Origin of the sequence: Streptomyces sp. NPDC088812, from assembly GCF_044750285.1 — a bacterium.
Taxonomy (GTDB): Bacteria; Actinomycetota; Actinomycetes; order Streptomycetales; family Streptomycetaceae; genus Streptomyces.
On sequence record NZ_JBIVJP010000030.1, the window covers coordinates 72,455 to 88,430 of the forward strand.

At 73.1% G+C, this 15,976-nt stretch carries 14 protein-coding genes; 9 read left to right on the plus strand and 5 right to left on the minus strand.

Annotation, left to right across the window (positions count from 1 at the left end):
- Positions 1-45 precede the first annotated feature (45 nt).
- On the plus strand, positions 46-435 hold the full coding sequence (locus ACIP67_RS38540) for a YybH family protein (protein ID WP_401698260.1): 390 nt from the start codon (positions 46-48) through the stop codon (positions 433-435).
- Positions 436-578: 143 nt separating this feature from the next.
- Positions 579-2,027, plus strand: a complete 1,449-nt coding sequence (locus tag ACIP67_RS38545) for a gamma-aminobutyraldehyde dehydrogenase (RefSeq protein ID WP_401698261.1) — start codon at positions 579-581, stop codon at positions 2,025-2,027.
- Between the two features lie 110 nt (positions 2,028-2,137).
- On the opposite strand, the gene ACIP67_RS38550 is transcribed toward ACIP67_RS38545, so the two are convergent.
- From ACIP67_RS38550 to ACIP67_RS38565, 4 genes are read right to left on the minus strand one after another with little or no spacing between them, the layout of a single operon-like run.
- A complete protein-coding gene (locus tag ACIP67_RS38550) occupies positions 2,138-3,280 on the minus strand; it encodes an XdhC family protein (RefSeq protein ID WP_401698263.1) in 1,143 nt (380 codons plus the stop codon).
- The gene (locus ACIP67_RS38555) at positions 3,273-5,405 is read right to left on the minus strand and encodes a xanthine dehydrogenase family protein molybdopterin-binding subunit (RefSeq protein ID WP_401698264.1); all 2,133 of its coding nucleotides are present in this window, start codon (positions 5,403-5,405) and stop codon (positions 3,273-3,275) included. Before ACIP67_RS38555 ends, ACIP67_RS38550 begins: the two co-directional genes overlap by 8 nt.
- The gene (locus tag ACIP67_RS38560) at positions 5,402-6,394 is read right to left on the minus strand and encodes an FAD binding domain-containing protein (protein ID WP_401698265.1); all 993 of its coding nucleotides are present in this window, start codon (positions 6,392-6,394) and stop codon (positions 5,402-5,404) included. Before ACIP67_RS38560 ends, ACIP67_RS38555 begins: the two co-directional genes overlap by 4 nt.
- Positions 6,391-6,963 (minus strand): 2Fe-2S iron-sulfur cluster-binding protein, encoded by a 573-nt coding sequence (locus ACIP67_RS38565; protein ID WP_401698266.1) that lies wholly within the window; start codon positions 6,961-6,963, stop codon positions 6,391-6,393. Before ACIP67_RS38565 ends, ACIP67_RS38560 begins: the two co-directional genes overlap by 4 nt.
- A gap of 262 nt (positions 6,964-7,225) precedes the next feature.
- Here ACIP67_RS38565 and ACIP67_RS38570 point away from each other — a divergent pair, with 262 nt between their 5' ends.
- Entirely contained in the window at positions 7,226-7,801 is a 576-nt protein-coding gene (locus tag ACIP67_RS38570) for a TetR/AcrR family transcriptional regulator (RefSeq protein ID WP_401698268.1), read from the plus strand.
- Between the two features lie 284 nt (positions 7,802-8,085).
- Here the strand turns inward: ACIP67_RS38570 and ACIP67_RS38575 are convergent, their stop codons facing one another.
- Positions 8,086-9,183, minus strand: a complete 1,098-nt coding sequence (locus ACIP67_RS38575) for a LacI family DNA-binding transcriptional regulator (protein WP_401698270.1) — start codon at positions 9,181-9,183, stop codon at positions 8,086-8,088.
- Positions 9,184-9,418: 235 nt separating this feature from the next.
- Here ACIP67_RS38575 and ACIP67_RS38580 point away from each other — a divergent pair, with 235 nt between their 5' ends.
- The 6 genes from ACIP67_RS38580 to ACIP67_RS38605 all read left to right on the plus strand — a co-directional run bounded on the left by ACIP67_RS38580 (position 9,419) and on the right by ACIP67_RS38605 (position 15,709).
- Positions 9,419-10,591 (plus strand): ABC transporter ATP-binding protein, encoded by a 1,173-nt coding sequence (locus tag ACIP67_RS38580; RefSeq protein WP_401698271.1) that lies wholly within the window; start codon positions 9,419-9,421, stop codon positions 10,589-10,591.
- A 16-nt stretch (positions 10,592-10,607) separates the two neighbouring features.
- A complete protein-coding gene (locus tag ACIP67_RS38585; RefSeq protein WP_401698272.1) occupies positions 10,608-11,879 on the plus strand; it encodes a spermidine/putrescine ABC transporter substrate-binding protein in 1,272 nt (423 codons plus the stop codon).
- On the plus strand, positions 11,843-12,754 hold the full coding sequence (locus tag ACIP67_RS38590) for an ABC transporter permease (protein WP_401698274.1): 912 nt from the start codon (positions 11,843-11,845) through the stop codon (positions 12,752-12,754). Before ACIP67_RS38585 ends, ACIP67_RS38590 begins: the two co-directional genes overlap by 37 nt.
- Positions 12,751-13,596 (plus strand): ABC transporter permease, encoded by an 846-nt coding sequence (locus ACIP67_RS38595; protein ID WP_401698275.1) that lies wholly within the window; start codon positions 12,751-12,753, stop codon positions 13,594-13,596. The genes ACIP67_RS38590 and ACIP67_RS38595 overlap by 4 nt, the downstream gene beginning before the upstream one ends.
- A gap of 85 nt (positions 13,597-13,681) precedes the next feature.
- Positions 13,682-14,683 carry an SIS domain-containing protein gene (locus ACIP67_RS38600; RefSeq protein ID WP_401698276.1) on the plus strand — a complete coding sequence of 334 codons (1,002 nt, stop codon included), beginning with the start codon at positions 13,682-13,684 and terminating at the stop codon, positions 14,681-14,683.
- Positions 14,684-14,800: 117 nt separating this feature from the next.
- Positions 14,801-15,709, plus strand: a complete 909-nt coding sequence (locus tag ACIP67_RS38605) for a PfkB family carbohydrate kinase (RefSeq protein ID WP_401698277.1) — start codon at positions 14,801-14,803, stop codon at positions 15,707-15,709.
- Positions 15,710-15,976: the final 267 nt, after the last annotated feature.

Sequence of the window (15,976 nt, forward strand, 5' to 3'; positions counted from 1 at the left end):
CCGGGGTCCCCCACGCACGTACGACACCGGGCAAAGGAGCCCCCCATGACCGAAGAGGTCCTGCGCGCCGCCGACGAACTGGTGGCCGCCTTCGCCGAGGGCCGGCTGGACGACTACTTCGCCGCCTTCGACCCGGACGCCACCTTCGTCTTCCACACCACCCCGGAGCGGATCGCCTCCACGGCCGACTACCGCGCACTGTGGGAGCGGTGGGTCGCCGAGGACGGGTTCCGAATCGTGGACTGCGTCTCCTCCGGCCAGGTCGTCCAGTGCTTCGGCGACACCGCCGTCTTCAGCCACGACGTGGCGACCACGGTGAGCACCAGGGCCGGCACCGAGTCCCTCTCCGAGCGCGAGACGATCGTCTTCCACCGCGCCGGGCAGGGCCGCTGGCTGGCCGTGCACGAGCATCTGTCGCCCGCCGCGGCGGCCTGACGCCATCCGGCGCCGAAGTCCCGGCGCACCGCGAGCAAGGAACACCCGCACCACCCGGCCCCCGCACCACCAGGACCGGGGCGAAGGAACACCCCGCACCGGCCGTGTCACCCGCCGGGGGCGGACGAAAGAGGAAACAGGTCATGAGCGAGCTTCTTGCGCTGCGCAACCACATCGGCGGCGTGTACGTGGACGCGGCCGACGGCCGCCGTCTCGACGTGGTCGACCCGGTCACCGGCGAGGTGTACGCCCAGGCGTCGCTGTCCGGCGCGGCGGACGTGGACGCGGCGATGGCCGCGGCGGCACGCGCCTTCCCCGTCTGGCGGGACGCCACCCCGGCAACCCGGCAGCGGCTGCTGCTGCGGATCGCCGACGCGGTGGAGGCCCGGGCCGGCGATCTCGCCGACGCCGAGTGCCGCGACACCGGCAAGCCGCGCGCGCTGACCCTCACCGAGGAGATCGCCCCGGTCGTCGACACCCTCCGGTTCTTCGCGGGCGCGGCCCGGATGCTGGAGGGCCGCTCGGCCGGCGAGTACACCGAGGGCATGACCTCGATCGTCCGGCGGGAGCCGGTCGGGGTGTGCGCGCAGGTGGCGCCGTGGAACTACCCGCTGATGATGGCGGTGTGGAAGTTCGCGCCGGCCGTCGCGGCCGGCAACACCGTGGTGCTGAAGCCGTCCGACACCACTCCCGCCTCCACGGTGCTGCTGGCCGGGATCGTCGGCGAGGTGCTGCGCGAGCTGGACCTGCCGGCCGGGGTGTTCAACGTGGTCTGCGGCGACCGGGACACCGGCCGTCTGATGGTGGAGCACCCGGTGCCCGCCATGGCCGCGATCACCGGCTCGGTGCGGGCCGGCATGGAGGTCGCCGCCTCGGCGGCCCGGGACGTCAAGCGGGTCCACCTGGAGCTGGGCGGCAAGGCGCCGGCGCTGGTCTTCGCGGACGCCGACCTCACCGCGGCCGCCGAGGGCATCGCCGCGGGAGGCTACTTCAACGCCGGCCAGGACTGCACCGCCGCGACCCGGGTGCTGGTGCACGCCTCGGTGCACGACGCGTTCGTCGCCGAGCTGACCAAGGCCGCCGAGGCGCTGCGCACCGGGGGCGGCACGGACGACGAGGACATGTTCTTCGGTCCGCTGAACAACGCAGGCCAGCTGGCCAGGGTGGCCGGGTTCGTCGAGCGGCTGCCCGGACACGCCACCGTCGCGACCGGCGGCCACCGGGTGGGCGAGCGCGGCTACTTCTACGCCCCGACCGTGGTGACCGGGGTGCGCCAGGACGACGAGATCGTCCAGAACGAGGTGTTCGGCCCTGTCGTCACCGTGCAGTCCTTCACCGACGAGGAGGAGGCCCTCGCCTGGGCCAACGGCGTGCAGTACGCGCTGGCCTCCTCCGTCTGGACCCGCGACCACGCCCGCGCGATGCGGATGTCCCGGGCCCTGGACTTCGGGTGCGTGTGGATCAACACCCATATGACGCTGGTCTCGGAGATGCCGCACGGCGGCTACAAGAAGTCCGGCTACGGCAAGGACCTCTCCGCCTACGGCTTCGAGGACTACACCCGGATCAAGCACGTCATGACCGCGCTCTGACGCTTCCCGGTACGCCCCCGCCGTCGCCCGCGTCGGCCCTCCTCCCACAGGGTGGTGGGCGCGGCGCGCGGCGGGAGCGACCTCGTCGACGACTGCCGGCCGGCGTAGCCTCAGGCCGCCGCCACGGCCGTCCGCTCCGCCCCGTCCCGGTGGATCGGCGTGCCCGATCCGGTCAGCGGCAGCCCCGTGCCGCCCCGCCGGACCGCGACGATCTCCGCCGCGATGGACAGGGCGGTCTCCTCCGGCGTGCGGGCGCCGAGGTCGAGCCCGATCGGCGAGTGCAACCGGGCCAACTCCGTCCCGGTCAGGCCCACTTCGCGCAGCCGCCGGTCGCGGTCCCGGTGCGTGCGGCGCGAACCCATCGCGCCGACGAACGCCACCGGCAGCCGCAGGGCCGTCTCCAGCAGGGGCACGTCGAACTTGGCGTCGTGGGTGAGCACGCACAGCACGGTGCGCGCGTCGGTCGGCGTGCTCCGCAGATAGCGGTGCGGCCAGTCGACCACGACGTCGTCCGCCTCGGGGAAGCGGGCCGGGGTGGCGAAGACCGGCCGGGCGTCGCACACGGTCACCCGGTATCCCAGTAACTTCCCCGCGCGGACGAGCGCCGCGGCGAAGTCCACCGCGCCGAACACGATCATGCGCGGCGGCGGCACGCTCGACTCGACGAACAGGGTGAGACCGCCGGGGCAGTGCGATCCGTCCTCCGAGAGGCCGACCGTGCCGGTGCGGCCCGTCTCCAGCAGGGCGTGCGCCTCGGCCGCCGCGGTGCGGTCCAGGTGCGGGTGACCGCCGAGCGCGCCCTCGTACGAGCCGTCGGGGCGCACGAGCAGGGCGCGGCCCAGGAGGCCGGCCGGGCCCCGGACCACCCGGGCCAGGGCCGCCGCCCCGCCCCGGGCGGCGGACGCCAGCGCCGCGGCGAACACCGCCCCGCCGGGTGCCTGCGCGGCGACCGGGGTGACCATCACCTCGACGGTCCCGCCGCAGGTCAGTCCGACCGCGAAGGCGTCCTCGTCGCTGTAGCCGAACCGTTCGGTCACCGTGCGGCCGTCCCGCAGCGCCTGGCGGCAGAGGTCGTACACCGCTCCCTCCACGCAGCCGCCGGAGACCGAGCCGATCACTGTGCCGTCGCTGTCGACGGCGAGGGCGGCGCCGGGGCCGCGCGGGGCGCTGCCGTCGACGGTGACGACGGTGGCCACCGCGAAGTCCCTGCCCTGAGCGACCCAGCGCTCCAGTTCCTCGGCGAGGTCAAGCATCCGGCGCTCCGCCGGCGGCCCGCAGGACGCGGTCGGGACGGATGGGCAGGTGCCGGTGGCGGGTGCCGGTCGCGTGCCAGACGGCGTTGGCGACGGCGGCCGCGGCGCCCACGACGCCGATCTCGCCGACGCCCTTGATGCCGACCGGGTCGTCCGGGTCGACGTCGTCCACCCAGTCGGCCTCGACGCGGGCCACGTCGGCGTGCGCGGCGAAGTGGTAGCCGGCGAGGTCGGCGCCGACGTGGGCCCCCAGGTTGCCGTCGCGGACGGCCTCCTCGTGCAGGGCCATGGAGATGCCCCAGATCATGCCGCCGACGAGCTGGTTGCGTGCCGTGAGCGGGTTGACGATGCGTCCGGCCGCGAAGATGCCGAGCATGCGCCGCACGCGCACCTCGCCGGTCGCGACGTCCACGGCGACCTCGGCGAACTGCGCCCCGTAGGAGTGCCGTTCCCTGGGCGGCAGCGCGTCGACGGCGGCGGAGGTGTCCGAGCGCGCCGTGATGCCCTCGGGCGGTACGGTGCCGCCCCTGGCGAGCCGTTCCCGCAGGTCGCGGGCGGCGACGTCGACCGCCCACGCCCAGGAGCGGGTGCCCATGGAGCCGCCCGCGATCATCGCCGGACCGAAGTCGCTGTCGCCGATCCGCACCCGGACGCGGTCCCGCGTGGTGGCCAGGGCATCGGCCGCGACCAGGGTGAGCGCGGTGCGCGCGCCGGTGCCGATGTCCGCGGCGGCGATCCGCACGGTGAAGGTGCCGTCGGCCTCGGCGGTCACGGCCGCCGTGGAGGGTGCGGCCCCCGCGGCGAAGGAGGCCGCCGCGGTACCGGTGCCGAGCAGCCAGCGTCCGTCCCGGCGCAGGCCGGGGCGCGGGTCCCGGCCCGCCCAGCCGAAGCGGCGGGCGCCCTCCCGGAAGCAGGCGACCAGGTTGCGGGTGCCGAACGGCAGTCCGGAGACGGGGCCCTTGTCGGGCTCGTTGCGCAGGCGCAGTTCGATCGGGTCGACGCCGCACTTCTCGGCGAGTTCGTCGAGCGCGGCCTCCAGCGCGTACGAGCCCGGCGCCTCGCCCGGCGCGCGCATCCAGGTGGGGGTCGGCACGTCGAGGCGTACGACCCGGTTGGCGGTGTGGTGGGCGTCGGCGTCGTACATCACCCGGGCCACCCCGGCGCTCGGCTCGACGAACTCGTGCACCGTGGAGGTGACGCTGAGCGAGGTGTGCTCCAGGGCGCGCAGCCGTCCGTCCGCGTCGGCGCCCAGCCTGACCCGCTGCACGGTGGGGCTGCGGTGGCCGGCCAGTGAGAACATCTGGCGGCGCGTCATGACGAGCCGGACCGGGCGCCGCAGGACGGTCGCGGCCATCACCGCGCCCACCTGGTGCGCGCGCACGCCCTTGCTGCCGAAGCCGCCGCCGACGTGCTCGGAGCGCACCCGCACCGAGGCGGGGTCGAGCGAGAACATCCGGGCCAGCTCGTTCTGGACCCAGGTGGTGCCCTGGTTGGAGTCGACGACCTCGAGCCGGCCGCCGTCCCACAGGGCGGTCGCCCCGTGCGGCTCCATCGGGTTGTGGTGTTCCTCCGGCGTGGTGTACTCGGCGTCCAGGACGACGGCGGACGCGGCGAGCCGGGCCTGGAGGTCCCCCTTCTCCGTCACCGCCGGCAGGTGACCGTCCACCGGGTAGGCGTCTGGGTGGTCCCCGGTGAAGGCGACGTCGTGCGGCTGCTGTTCGTAGTGCACGACCAGCGTCTCCGCCGCCTCCCTGGCCTGTTCGGGCGTCTCGGCGACGACCAGGGCCACCGGCCAGCCCGCGTGCGGCACGCGGTCGTGCTGGAAGAGGGCGGCGGTCGGATCCGGCCGGGTCCCCAGCATGCTGACGAAGTCGATGTCGACGCGGGGGGCGTTGCCGTGGTGCAGGACGGTGAGGACCCCGGGCATGCGCAGGACGGGGCCGTCCGCGACGGAGCGGATGCGGCCGCGGGCGACGGTGGAGAGCACCAGCCAGCCGTGGGCGAGCCCGGCGAAGGGGATCTCGCCCGCGTAGCGGGCGGCTCCGGTGACCTTGTCCCGGCCCTCCACCCGGGTGTGCGCGGTGCCGACCAGGCGGTGCGCGGTCGTGGCCGCGGTGGTGGTCATCGGGCGGCCTCCTCGGCGAGTTCGCTGAGCACGGCGACCATGAGGTTGCGCATCAGGGTCACCTTGTACGCGTTGTGGGGCAGTGGCCGGGCGGCGGCCAGTTCGGCGTCCGCGGCGGCGGCGAAGGTCGCGGCGTCGGCCGGTGCGCCGGTGAGCACGCGCTCGGCGGCCGTGGCGCGCCAGGGCCGGGACGCGACCGCCCCGAGGGCGAGGCGCGCTTCCCGTACGACGCCGCCTTGGACGTCGAGCGCGGCGGCGACCGAGCCGATGGCGAACGCGTAACTGGCGCGCTCGCGCACCTTGCGGTAGCGCGAGTGCGCGGCCACGGGGGCGGGCGGCAGCGTCACGCCGGTGATCAGCGCCCCCGGCGGCAGGGCGGTCTCCCGGTGCGGGGTGTCGCCCACGGGCAGGTAGAACGCGCCGATCGGCGTCCGGCCGGGCCCGTCGGCGGTCTGGTAGGAGACGACGGCGTCGAAGGCGGTCAGTGCCACGCCCAGGTCGGAGGGGTGCACGGCCACGCAGTGCTCGGAGGCGCCCAGGACGGCGTGGTTGTGGTGTTCGCCCCTGACGGCGGGGCAGCCGCTGCCGGGGACGCGCTTGTTGCACGGCTTGGTGGTGTCGGTGAAGTAGCCGCAGCGGGTGCGCTGGAGCAGGTTCCCGCCGACCGTGGCCATGTTGCGCAGCTGCCCGGAGGCACCGGCGAGCACGGCCTGCGCCAGCGCCGGGTAGCGGCGCCGGACCTCGGGGTGGGCGGCGAGGTCGCTGTTGGTGACGGTGGCGCCGACGCGCAGCCCGCCGTCCGGCGCCGGCTCGATGTCGTCCAGCGGCAGTTCGCGGATGTCGACGAGGCGGCCGGGCCGCTCCACGCCGGTCTTCATCAGGTCGACGAGGTTGGTGCCGCCGCCGACGAACCGCGCGTCCGGATCGGCGTCGAGCAGCGCCACCGCGCCGGCGACGTCGTGCGCGCGCTGGTAGCCGAACTCCCTCATGCCGCGCTCTCCGCACGGGCCGCGACGCGCTCGCCGGCCGCAGCCGCCCGAGCGACCGCCCGGACGATCGACACGTACGCGCCGCAGCGGCACAGGTTGCCGCTCATCCGCTCGCGGATCTCCTCGTCGGTCAGCGGTGGCGGCCCGGCCTCGGGGCGGACGTCGTCGGTGGCGGCGCTCGGCCAGCCCGCGGCGTGCTCCTCGATCACGGCGATGGCCGAACAGATCTGGCCCGGCGTGCAGTAGCCGCACTGGTAGCCGTCCAGGTCGAGGAACGTCTGCTGCACGGGGTGCAGCCGGTCGCCGTCGGCGACCCCTTCGATGGTGGTGATCTCCCGGCCCTCGGCCGCCACCGCGAGCTGTAAACAGGAGACGGCCCGGCGGCCGTCGATCAGTACGGTGCAGGCACCGCACTGTCCCTGGTCGCAGCCCTTCTTGGTGCCGGTCAGGTCGAGGCGCTCGCGCAGCGCGTCGAGCAGGGTGGTGCGGTGGTCGACGGAGAGCGCGTGCTTCTCGCCGTTGATGTTCAGGGTGACGGCGCTGTACGTCGACGTGGTGGGTGGGGCCATGATCAGCCTTCCTTGGCATGTCCGGAGCGCGTCGGCGGGACGGTCCGGCGGGCGTGAACCTGGGCGGGGTGGCGCTGTACGGGGCGGGGCCGGCTTGTCATGATGCGGACACGGGGAAGGAACCCCGGGGTGGTCGTCCGGCCCGGATCGCGTCCACCCCTGGACCGGACTCAAGCGGACAGTTGTCCGTTAATGAGAAACGTAGCGGACAACTGTCCGCTCAGCAAGGCCGGTTCACGGACCGGGCGGACGAGGAGGACGAGTGCGGCAGAACAAGGACGCGCCCCTGCGCTCGGATGCGCAGCGCAACCGCGAGCGCATCCTGGAGGTGGCCCTGGCCGAACTGACGCGTTGCGCGGACGCCCCGCTGAGCCTGATCGCCAAGAAGGCGGGCGTCGGACAGGGCACGTTCTACCGCAACTTCCCCAACCGCGAGGCCCTGGTCCTGGAGATCTACCGCCACGAGATGCAGCAGGTCGCCGACTCCGCGCACCAACTGCTCCAGACCCGGGAGCCGGACCGCGCCCTGCGGGAGTGGATGGACCACCTCGCCCGGTTCGCCATGGCCAAGGCCGGCCTCGCGGACGCCATCCGCCAGGTCACCAGCGCCCCGGGGAGCCCGGAGAGACCGGCCCCCACCCCCGTGGCCGACGCGGCCGAGGCCCTGCTGCGGGCCGGCGAGGAAGCCGGCACCATCCGCCCGGGGGTGACCGGCGAGGACTTCCTCCTGCTCATCGCCGGCCTGTGGATGATCGATCCGGGCGGCGAGTGGCAGCCGCGCGTCACCCGGCTCCTGGACCTCGTCATGGCCGGCCTGCGGACGGAAGCGCCCTCGTAGGGCTCGGCCAGGTTCATGGCGGGCGGGTACGCCGCGACGGCAGATGAGGCAGGCTGCGGCGAAGCGGGCTGCAGTCCACCTTCAGCCCGGCACCGACGTCGTCACGGCCATCACGCGGACGGGGTGGGAGCAGGCCGGCCGGGGCATGGCCGGGCCGCCAACAGGGCGGACGGTGGGAGCAGGCCGGCCGGGCATGGTCCGGGCCGCCAACAGGGCGGACGGTGGGAGCAAGCCGGCCGGGCATGGTCCGGGCCTCGGGGGACGGCGGGGTGCGCCGCCCGACGTCACTCCTCCGGCATCCGGAGCCTCCGCACCCGGGCGGGGGCGGGGCCGGTCGACTCGCGCGGGACATAGGTGGTGTGGAGGGTGTGGCGGCGGGGCCGGGCCGTGGAGCCGTTGATGCGGCGGACCAGGATGTCTGCCGCGAGCCCGCCCAGGTCCTGGACCGGTTGGCTGACCACGCTCAGCCGGGGCCGGACGAGGGTGGCCCATTCGGCGTCGTCGAAGCCGATGACGGAGACGTCGTCGGGGATGCGGGCGTCGAGGTCGAGCAGGGCGTCGAGGGTCCCGAGCGTGGCCACGTTGTCGGTGGTGAACAGCGCGGTGGGCCGGTCGGGTGAGCTCATCAGCTCCATCACGGCGGAGCGTGCCCAGGTCCGGTCGTATCCGGTGTGCCTGATGAGCTCCGCCCCGCGCGGGACACCGGCGGCACGCAGCGCTTTCCGGTAGCCGGTGAGCCGCTCGGTCGTCGTCCAGATGTCCGCGCCCGGCGCGAGCAGCGCGGTGTTCTCGTCGGGAGACGCCGAGGTGATCACCGCGATGCGGGTGTGCCCGGCGTCCGTGAACCTGGCCACCGCGGCCTGGGCGGCACCGCGGTTGTCCACCACCACCGTGTCGAGCGCGGCGCCGCTGACCACACGGTCCAGAAGGACCACCGGGACGCCCGAGGCGACGGCCTTGTCGAGGTGTTCGTGATCGGCGGCCGCGGGTGCCACGACCAGGCCGTCCACGCGCCGCTCGATGAACATCTGTACCGCGGCCTTCTCCGTCTCGCCGTTCTCGTCGCTGTTGGCGAGGACGACCTGAAGGCCGGCCTTGGCCGCGACGTCGGTGACCCCGCGCACGGCACGGGCGAAGTAGGCGTTCTCGATGTCGGCGACGACCACGCCCAGCGTGTGGGTGCGTCCGCTGATCATGCTCCGGGCCACCGCGTTGGTGCTGTAGCCCAGTTCGGCGGCGGCGGCGAGCACCCGTTCCCTGGTGGCCGGGCTCGCCGAGCCGTATCCGCCCAGGACGCGTGCGGCGGTGGCCTGTCCGACGCCGGCGTGCCGTGCGACGTCGGGGATGGTGACGCGGCGCGGCGGCCGTGGGGTGTTCGGCATGGGCGGTCTCTTCGTGAGTGGCGACTGGGCGGACGCCGAGGAACGGGTCGATGAAATCCGGCGCCATTCAACCATTGACGGACGGCGGCTGCCGGTGGGTAAGGTACGGGTCCGTTGGTAACGTTATCAACTCTCACCGGCACCCGCTCACCTGCCTTTTCCCCCGGGCCGACCACGGCACGCCCCCGCCCCTGGCGGCACCGATTCCACGCCCCGAACACCGGAGGTCTCACGGATGGCAACCGACACCCTTTCGCCGCCACCGGCCGCAGGACCGGCCATCGCGCTCATCGACGTGGCCAAGGACTTCGGCGGCAACCGGAACGCGGCAGCCGTCCGCGGCGTCGACCTCTCCATCGGCGAAGGCGAGTTCTTCTCGCTGCTGGGCCCCTCCGGCTGCGGCAAGACCACCACGCTGAGGATGATCGCCGGCTTCGAGGAACCGACCCGCGGACAGATCCTGCTGCACGGCCGGGACATGGTCGGTGTGCCGGCCGACAAGCGCGACATCAACATGGTCTTCCAGTCCTACGCCCTCTTCCCGCACCTCAGCGTCGCCGACAACGTGGCGTTCGGGCTGCGCCGCAAGCGCGTGCCCAAGGACGAGATCCGCCACCGGGTCCAGCAGATGCTGCACACCGTCGAACTCGCCGACAAGGCCGACCGCCGTCCCCGCCAGCTCTCCGGCGGCCAGCAGCAACGCGTCGCACTCGCCCGCGCCCTGGTCAACCGCCCCCGCGCGCTGCTGCTGGACGAGCCCCTCGGCGCCCTCGACCTGAAGCTCCGCCAGTCCATGCAGCTGGAGCTCAAGCGGATCCAGCGCGAGGTCGGCATCACCTTCATCTACGTCACGCACGACCAGGCCGAGGCCCTCACCATGTCCGACCGGATCGCGGTGATGAACCACGGCCTGGTCGAGCAGGTCGCCCCTCCCCGCGAGGTGTACGAACGGCCCGCCACCGCGTTCGTCGCCGGTTTCATCGGCACGTCCAACCTGATCGGCGGACGGCTGACCTCCGTGGGAGCGGAGACCGGGGTGCTCGACCTCGGCGACGGCCAGCGCGTCACCGTCCCCCTGCGCGGGTCCCGCACCGCCGGGTCGGCCGTCGAGCTCACGGTGCGGCCGGAGAAGATCACGCTGACCGCCGGGCCGGCCGACACCGCCAGCCGCGTCCGCGGCACCGTCCGGGAGGTGGTCTACCTCGGTACCTCCACCAGCTACACGGTGGACACCGCCGCGGGTGCGGAGATGACGGTCTTCCAGCCCAACGACGGCACCGCCTCCGTCAGCCCCGCCCGCGGCGACACCGTCTGGCTCTCCTGGGCCGTCGACCACTCCTACCTGCTCACCACCGCACCCGCACCCGCGGCGACCGCCGCGGACCCGGCTTCCCTCACCTCGCGCTGACGACAGGCAGACCACCATGCCCGAGTACTCCACACCCTTCGCGCCCCGGCGGCGCGGACCGGCCCCGCACGGCTGTACCCGGCGCGGTCTGCTGCGCGCCGCGCTCGGCGCCGCCGCGCTGGCCCCGCTCGCCGCGTGCAGCGTTCCCGGCGCCCGCGTCCACGTCCCCACCGGCGAGGCGGAGATCGCCGCGGCCGTCAGCGACTTCTGGACCGGGAAGAAGGGGTCCGGAAAGCTGGACTTCGTCAACTACACGCAGTACATCGACGTCGACCCCGCCGACCAGAGCAGACACCCCACCCTCGACGCCTTCACCCGCGCCAGCGGCATCGAGGTCGCCTACAGCGAGCTGATCGACGACAGCGCCTCCTGGTTCGGCAGGATCCAGCCCGAGTTCGCCTCCGGCCAGGGCATCGGCTACGACCTGATGGTCGTCGGCGGCGACAGCTACCTCACCAAGTACATCCAGCTCGGCTACCTCGCCCCTCTCGACCACAGCCGGCTGCCCCACTTCGCCCAGTACGGCGGGGCCGCGTTCAAGAACAGCTCCTTCGACCCCGGCAACGTCTACACCGTCCCCTGGCAGTCCGGCATGACCGGCATCGGCTACGACCCGGCCCAGGTCGGCCGGGAGATCACCAGCTGGCAGGACCTGCTCGACCCGAAGCTGCGCGGCAGGGTCGGCATGTGGAACGACGCGGTGCAGATGGGCAACATCGCCCTGCTGGCCGTCGGTGTCGACCCGGAGACCTCCACCCCCGCCGACTGGCGCAAGGCGGCGGCCTGGCTGCGCGGGCAGCGCGACGCCGGCATGGTCCGCTCCTACAGCACCGCCACCTACCAGTCCTCGCTCCAGCGCGGCGACCTGGCGGCCTCGCTCGTCTACTCGGGCGACGTCTTCCAGGCCAACCAGAGCGGCTCGGCGCTGGAGTTCGTCATCCCCGAGGAAGGCGGTCTGCTGTGGACCGACAACCTCTGCATCCCGTCGACGGCCGCCCACCCCGTCGACGCCCTGACCTACATGGACTACGCCTACCGGCCCGAGGTCGCCGCGCGGATCAGCGAGACCGTGCAGTTCGTCTGCCCCGTCCCCGACGCGCAGGCGGTCGTCGCCCGCGACGCGGCCGCCGCCACCGGCGAGCGGCGCACCGTGCTCGAGGCCCTGAGCACCAGCCCTCTGGTCTTCCCGACCGAGGCCGACGAAGCCAGGCTGCGCCACCTGCGGGTGCTCGACGAAGAGGAGGAGAAGCAGTGGAACGCGCTGTTCGAACCGATCTACCAGGCCTGACCCGGCGCCGCCGCGGGCGTCCCGGGGCCGCGCTGGCCCCCTACTGGATGATCCTGCCGGGCTGGCTGTGGCTGGCGGCCTTCTTCGTCGCCCCCGTGATCGTGATGGTGTCCCTGTCGCTGCAGACCGGCGACTTCATCGACGGCTTCCGCCAGACCTTCCATTTCCAGACCTACGCCGACGTGGTGCGCACCTACCACGTGCAGTTGGTGCGGTCCCTGGTCTACGGCGCGGCAGCCACCGTCTCCTGCGCCCTCATCGGCTATCCGGTCGCCTACTGGATCGCCTTCCGGGCCGGCCGGCACAAGTCGGTGTTCCTCTTCCTGCTCCTGCTGCCGTTCTTCGTCTCCTTCGTCATCCGCACCCAGTCCTGGAACGTGGTGCTCGCCGACCACGGCGTCCTGCTGGGACCGCTGAAGGACATCGGCCTGCTCTCCGACGACTTCCACCTGCTGGCCACGCCCTACGCGGTGATCGGCGGACTGACCTACAACTTCCTGCCGTTCATGGTGCTGCCCGTCTACGTGGCCCTGGACCGGGTGGACCCCAAGGTGATCGAGGCCTCGACCGACCTGTACGCCTCCCGGGCGGCGACCTTCCTGCGCGTGGTGCTGCCGCTGTCGCTGCCCGGCGTCTTCGCCGGAGTGCTGCTGACCTTCGTGCCCGCCTCTGCCGACTACGTCAACGCCGGCATCCTCGGCGGCCCCTCCACGACGATGATCGGCAACATCATCCAGACGGAGTACTTCACCAACCTCGACTACCCCGGCGCCGCCGCTCTGTCCTTCGTCCTCATGGGCGCGCTGCTGCTGGCCGTGTTCACCTACGCCCGGGCCCTGGGCACCGACGAGGTCCTGGAGGTGGCCGCGCGATGACCACGGAAACCGCCGCCCCCGCGGTCGACACACCCGCCGCACCGCGGTCGCGTCGCACCCGGCGTGCGCGCCGCCGCCCCACGCTGACCGTGTACACCGCGCTGGTGCTGGGCTGGCTGATGCTGCCGATCGCCGTGATGGTCCTGTTCGGTTTCAACGACACCGGCAGCAAGGTGAACTTCACCTGGCAGGGCTTCACCCTGGACTGGTACCGGCATCTGTTCGCCATCCCCAACCTGACCGCCGCACTGGTCAACAGCCTCACCATCGCCCTGGTCGTCGCCGTGGTCGCCACCCTCCTGGGCACCCCGATCGGACTGGCGCTCGGCCGCTACCGCTTCCGCGGCCGGGGCTCCGTGGACCTGCTGATGTTCGCCGCCATCGCGGCACCGGAGATCGCGCTCGGCGCCGCCCTGCTGTCGCTGTTCATCGTCGCGGGGGTGCCCCGCGGCTACTGGACGGTCGTCGTCGCGCACGTGGCGTTCTGCATCCCGTACGTCGCGATCACCGTCCGGGCGCGCATGGCGGGCCACGACCCGACGCTGGAGGAGGCCGCCCGCGACCTGGGGGCGGGTCCCTGGACGGCGTTCCGTCTGGTCACCCTGCCGGTCCTGCTGCCCGGCGTGGCCTCCGGCGCCCTGCTGTGCTTCGCCCTGTCGATCGACGACTACGTCATCACGAGCTTCAACGCCGGCCGTACGGTCACCTTCCCGCTGTGGGTCTACAGCGCCAGCCGTACCGGCGTGCCCCCGCAGGTCAACGTCATGGGGACGCTGATCTTCGTCGGCGGCCTGGTCATCGCCGGAGCGAACGTCCTGTTCTCCCGGCGCCGCGCGGTCTGACCGATCCGGTCCACCGCGCCTCTCGGACACCGGCTCACCGGCGCCCGCCGGCCGGTACGGAACAACCTCCAAAGGAAAGATCACCGTGCTCAAGTTCAACGAAGCCGAGTTCGTCTCCCAGACGGAAAGCCTCGTCACGCTGCGCCCCCGGATCGAGAAGCTCGTCGACCGTCTGATCGACGACGGGTACGACAACGTCCTCCTCGTCGGCGCGGGCGGGACGTACGCGCAGATGTGGCCCTACGAGCACCTCGCCCGCCGCACCTCGCTGCTGCCGGTGCGGGCCGCCGTCGCCGCCGAGCTGGTCGTCTCCGGCGACGCCCGCCTCGGCGAGCGCACCGCCGCCGTCTTCACCTCCGTCTCCGGCACCACCGAGGACAGCCTCCGCGCCATCGACCACTGCAAGTCCCTCGGCGCCCACACGATCGGCTTCACCGGCATCGCCGACTCCCCCATCGCCCAGGCCGTCGACACCGCGCTGATCTCCGAGCCCAAGGCCTGGCCGTTCGACGTCCAGATGCTCCTGTTCATGGGCCGGCTGCTCTCCCGGCGGGGCGAGTTCGAAGGCTATGAGCGCCTCGCCGACGAACTCGCGGGCCTGCCCCGCGTCCTGGTGGACGTCGCCCGGCAGGCCGAGCCGGTGGCGGCGGCCTTCGCGGAGGCCCACAAGGACGACGCCTACCACTTCCTCATCGGCGGCGGAAACCTGTGGGGATTCACCTACCTGTACTCCATGTGCATCCTCGAGGAGATGCAGTGGCTGCGCACCACCCGGGTGCACAGCGCGGAATTCTTCCACGGCTCGCTGGAACTCCTGGAGGAGGACACCAGCGTGATCGTCTTCCAGGGGGAGGACGAGACCCGGGCCCTGACCGACCGGGCAGAGGTCTTCGCCCAGCGCGTCTCCAAGAACGTCACCGTCTTCGACACCCGCGACTATCCCCTGGAGGGCATCAGCCCCCAGTTCCGCGGACTCCTCGCCCCGCTGGTGATGGACACCGTGATGGACCGGGTCAGCAAGCACCTCGAGCGGGTCCGCGACCACTCCCTCGACCTGCGCCGCTACTACCGCGTCATGGACTACTGACCCGCCCGACCGGTTCCCCTCGTCCATCCACCCCGCGCGCCGGTGCCCTGGCACCGGCGCGCCCATGGCGGGCGCCGCGCTCCCCCGCGCGCCGCGTCCGCGCCTCGGGAGACCCTGATGAACGTCCTCGGCTTCGGCGACAACACCATCGACCGCTTCGTGGACCGCGGCACCGACTACCCGGGCGGCAACTGTGTCAACGTCGCCGTCTACGCCCACCGGCTCGGCCTGGACGCCGCCTATCTGGGAGTGTTCGGCGACGACGACCTCGCCGCCTTCCTGCGCACGGCCGTGGCCGAGCAGGGCGTCGCCGTGGACCGCTGCGTCGTGCGCCGCGGCACGACCTCGGTCTCCACCCTGCACGTACAGGACGGCGACCGGGTCTTCCTCGGCTACGACCCCGGCGGCGACACCGTCCGCGAACCACTCGTCCTCGACCCCGGCCTGCTGGCCTACGCGGCGTCGTTCACGCTCGTCCACTCCAGCGTCTACTCCGGTACCGAGGCCGAACTCCCCCGGCTCGCCGCGGCCGGACCGCTCATCAGTTTCGACTTCTCCGACGAGGACGAGTACCGCACACCCGAGTACCTCGAACGCGTCTGCCCCCATGTGGACCTGGCCCTGTTCTCCTGCTCGCACCTGGACGAGGCCGCCACGGGCACGCTGCTCGCCGAGGCGACAGAGCGGGGCGCGGGCATGGCGCTGGCCACCCGTGGCCTCGACGGGGCGATCGCGCACGACGGCCGCGTCACCGCCGCCGCACCGACCCGCGCCGCGGACCCCGGGGCCATGTCCGACACGATGGGCTGCGGAGACGCCTTCCTCGCCGGGTTCATCGTGTCACTCCTCCACGACGGATGGTCCCGTCAGGTTCCGCCGGTCGCTTCAGCGCTGCAACGCGCCCTGCACCAGGGAGCGCGCGCCGCATACCACCAGTGCTTCGTGGAGTCCGCCTTCGGCTGCGGCCGGCCCGCACCGACGGCACAGGCCGGCGAACGGGACACGAGCAGGCCCGCATCCCACTGACCGGCTGGTCCGGACGCGAGAACACGCCGCGCTACAGCTCGAGCCATCAGTGGGTGATGCATCGGGCGAGCGCGTTCTTGAGGCCGACGGGGGCGAGCAGGCCCCGCACATCGTCGCGCGGGCCGGCGCGGCGGGGCCAGGGGCTGGTCCTGTACCGGGGACCGGGCCGGGGACCGGGGACCGGGCCGGGGACCGGGGACCGGGCCGGGGACCGGGGACCGGGCCGGGGACCGGGGACCGGGCCGGGGACCGGGGACCGGGCCGGGG

Bases quoted from the DNA above. Each gene is read 5' to 3' on its own strand.
- ACIP67_RS38550 (WP_401698263.1), bottom strand. From the start codon at position 3,280: ATGCTTGACCTCGCCGAGGAACTGGAGCGCTGGGTCGCTCAGGGCAGG.
- ACIP67_RS38565 (WP_401698266.1), bottom strand. From the start codon at position 6,963: ATGGCCCCACCCACCACGTCGACGTACAGCGCCGTCACCCTGAACATC.
- ACIP67_RS38585 (WP_401698272.1), top strand. From the start codon at position 10,608: ATGCCCGAGTACTCCACACCCTTCGCGCCCCGGCGGCGCGGACCGGCC.
- ACIP67_RS38575 (WP_401698270.1), bottom strand. From the start codon at position 9,183: ATGCCGAACACCCCACGGCCGCCGCGCCGCGTCACCATCCCCGACGTC.
- ACIP67_RS38555 (WP_401698264.1), bottom strand. From the start codon at position 5,405: ATGACCACCACCGCGGCCACGACCGCGCACCGCCTGGTCGGCACCGCG.
- ACIP67_RS38540 (WP_401698260.1), top strand. From the start codon at position 46: ATGACCGAAGAGGTCCTGCGCGCCGCCGACGAACTGGTGGCCGCCTTC.
- ACIP67_RS38560 (WP_401698265.1), bottom strand. From the start codon at position 6,394: ATGAGGGAGTTCGGCTACCAGCGCGCGCACGACGTCGCCGGCGCGGTG.
- ACIP67_RS38605 (WP_401698277.1), top strand. From the start codon at position 14,801: ATGAACGTCCTCGGCTTCGGCGACAACACCATCGACCGCTTCGTGGAC.
- ACIP67_RS38545 (WP_401698261.1), top strand. From the start codon at position 579: ATGAGCGAGCTTCTTGCGCTGCGCAACCACATCGGCGGCGTGTACGTG.
- ACIP67_RS38580 (WP_401698271.1), top strand. From the start codon at position 9,419: ATGGCAACCGACACCCTTTCGCCGCCACCGGCCGCAGGACCGGCCATC.
- ACIP67_RS38595 (WP_401698275.1), top strand. From the start codon at position 12,751: ATGACCACGGAAACCGCCGCCCCCGCGGTCGACACACCCGCCGCACCG.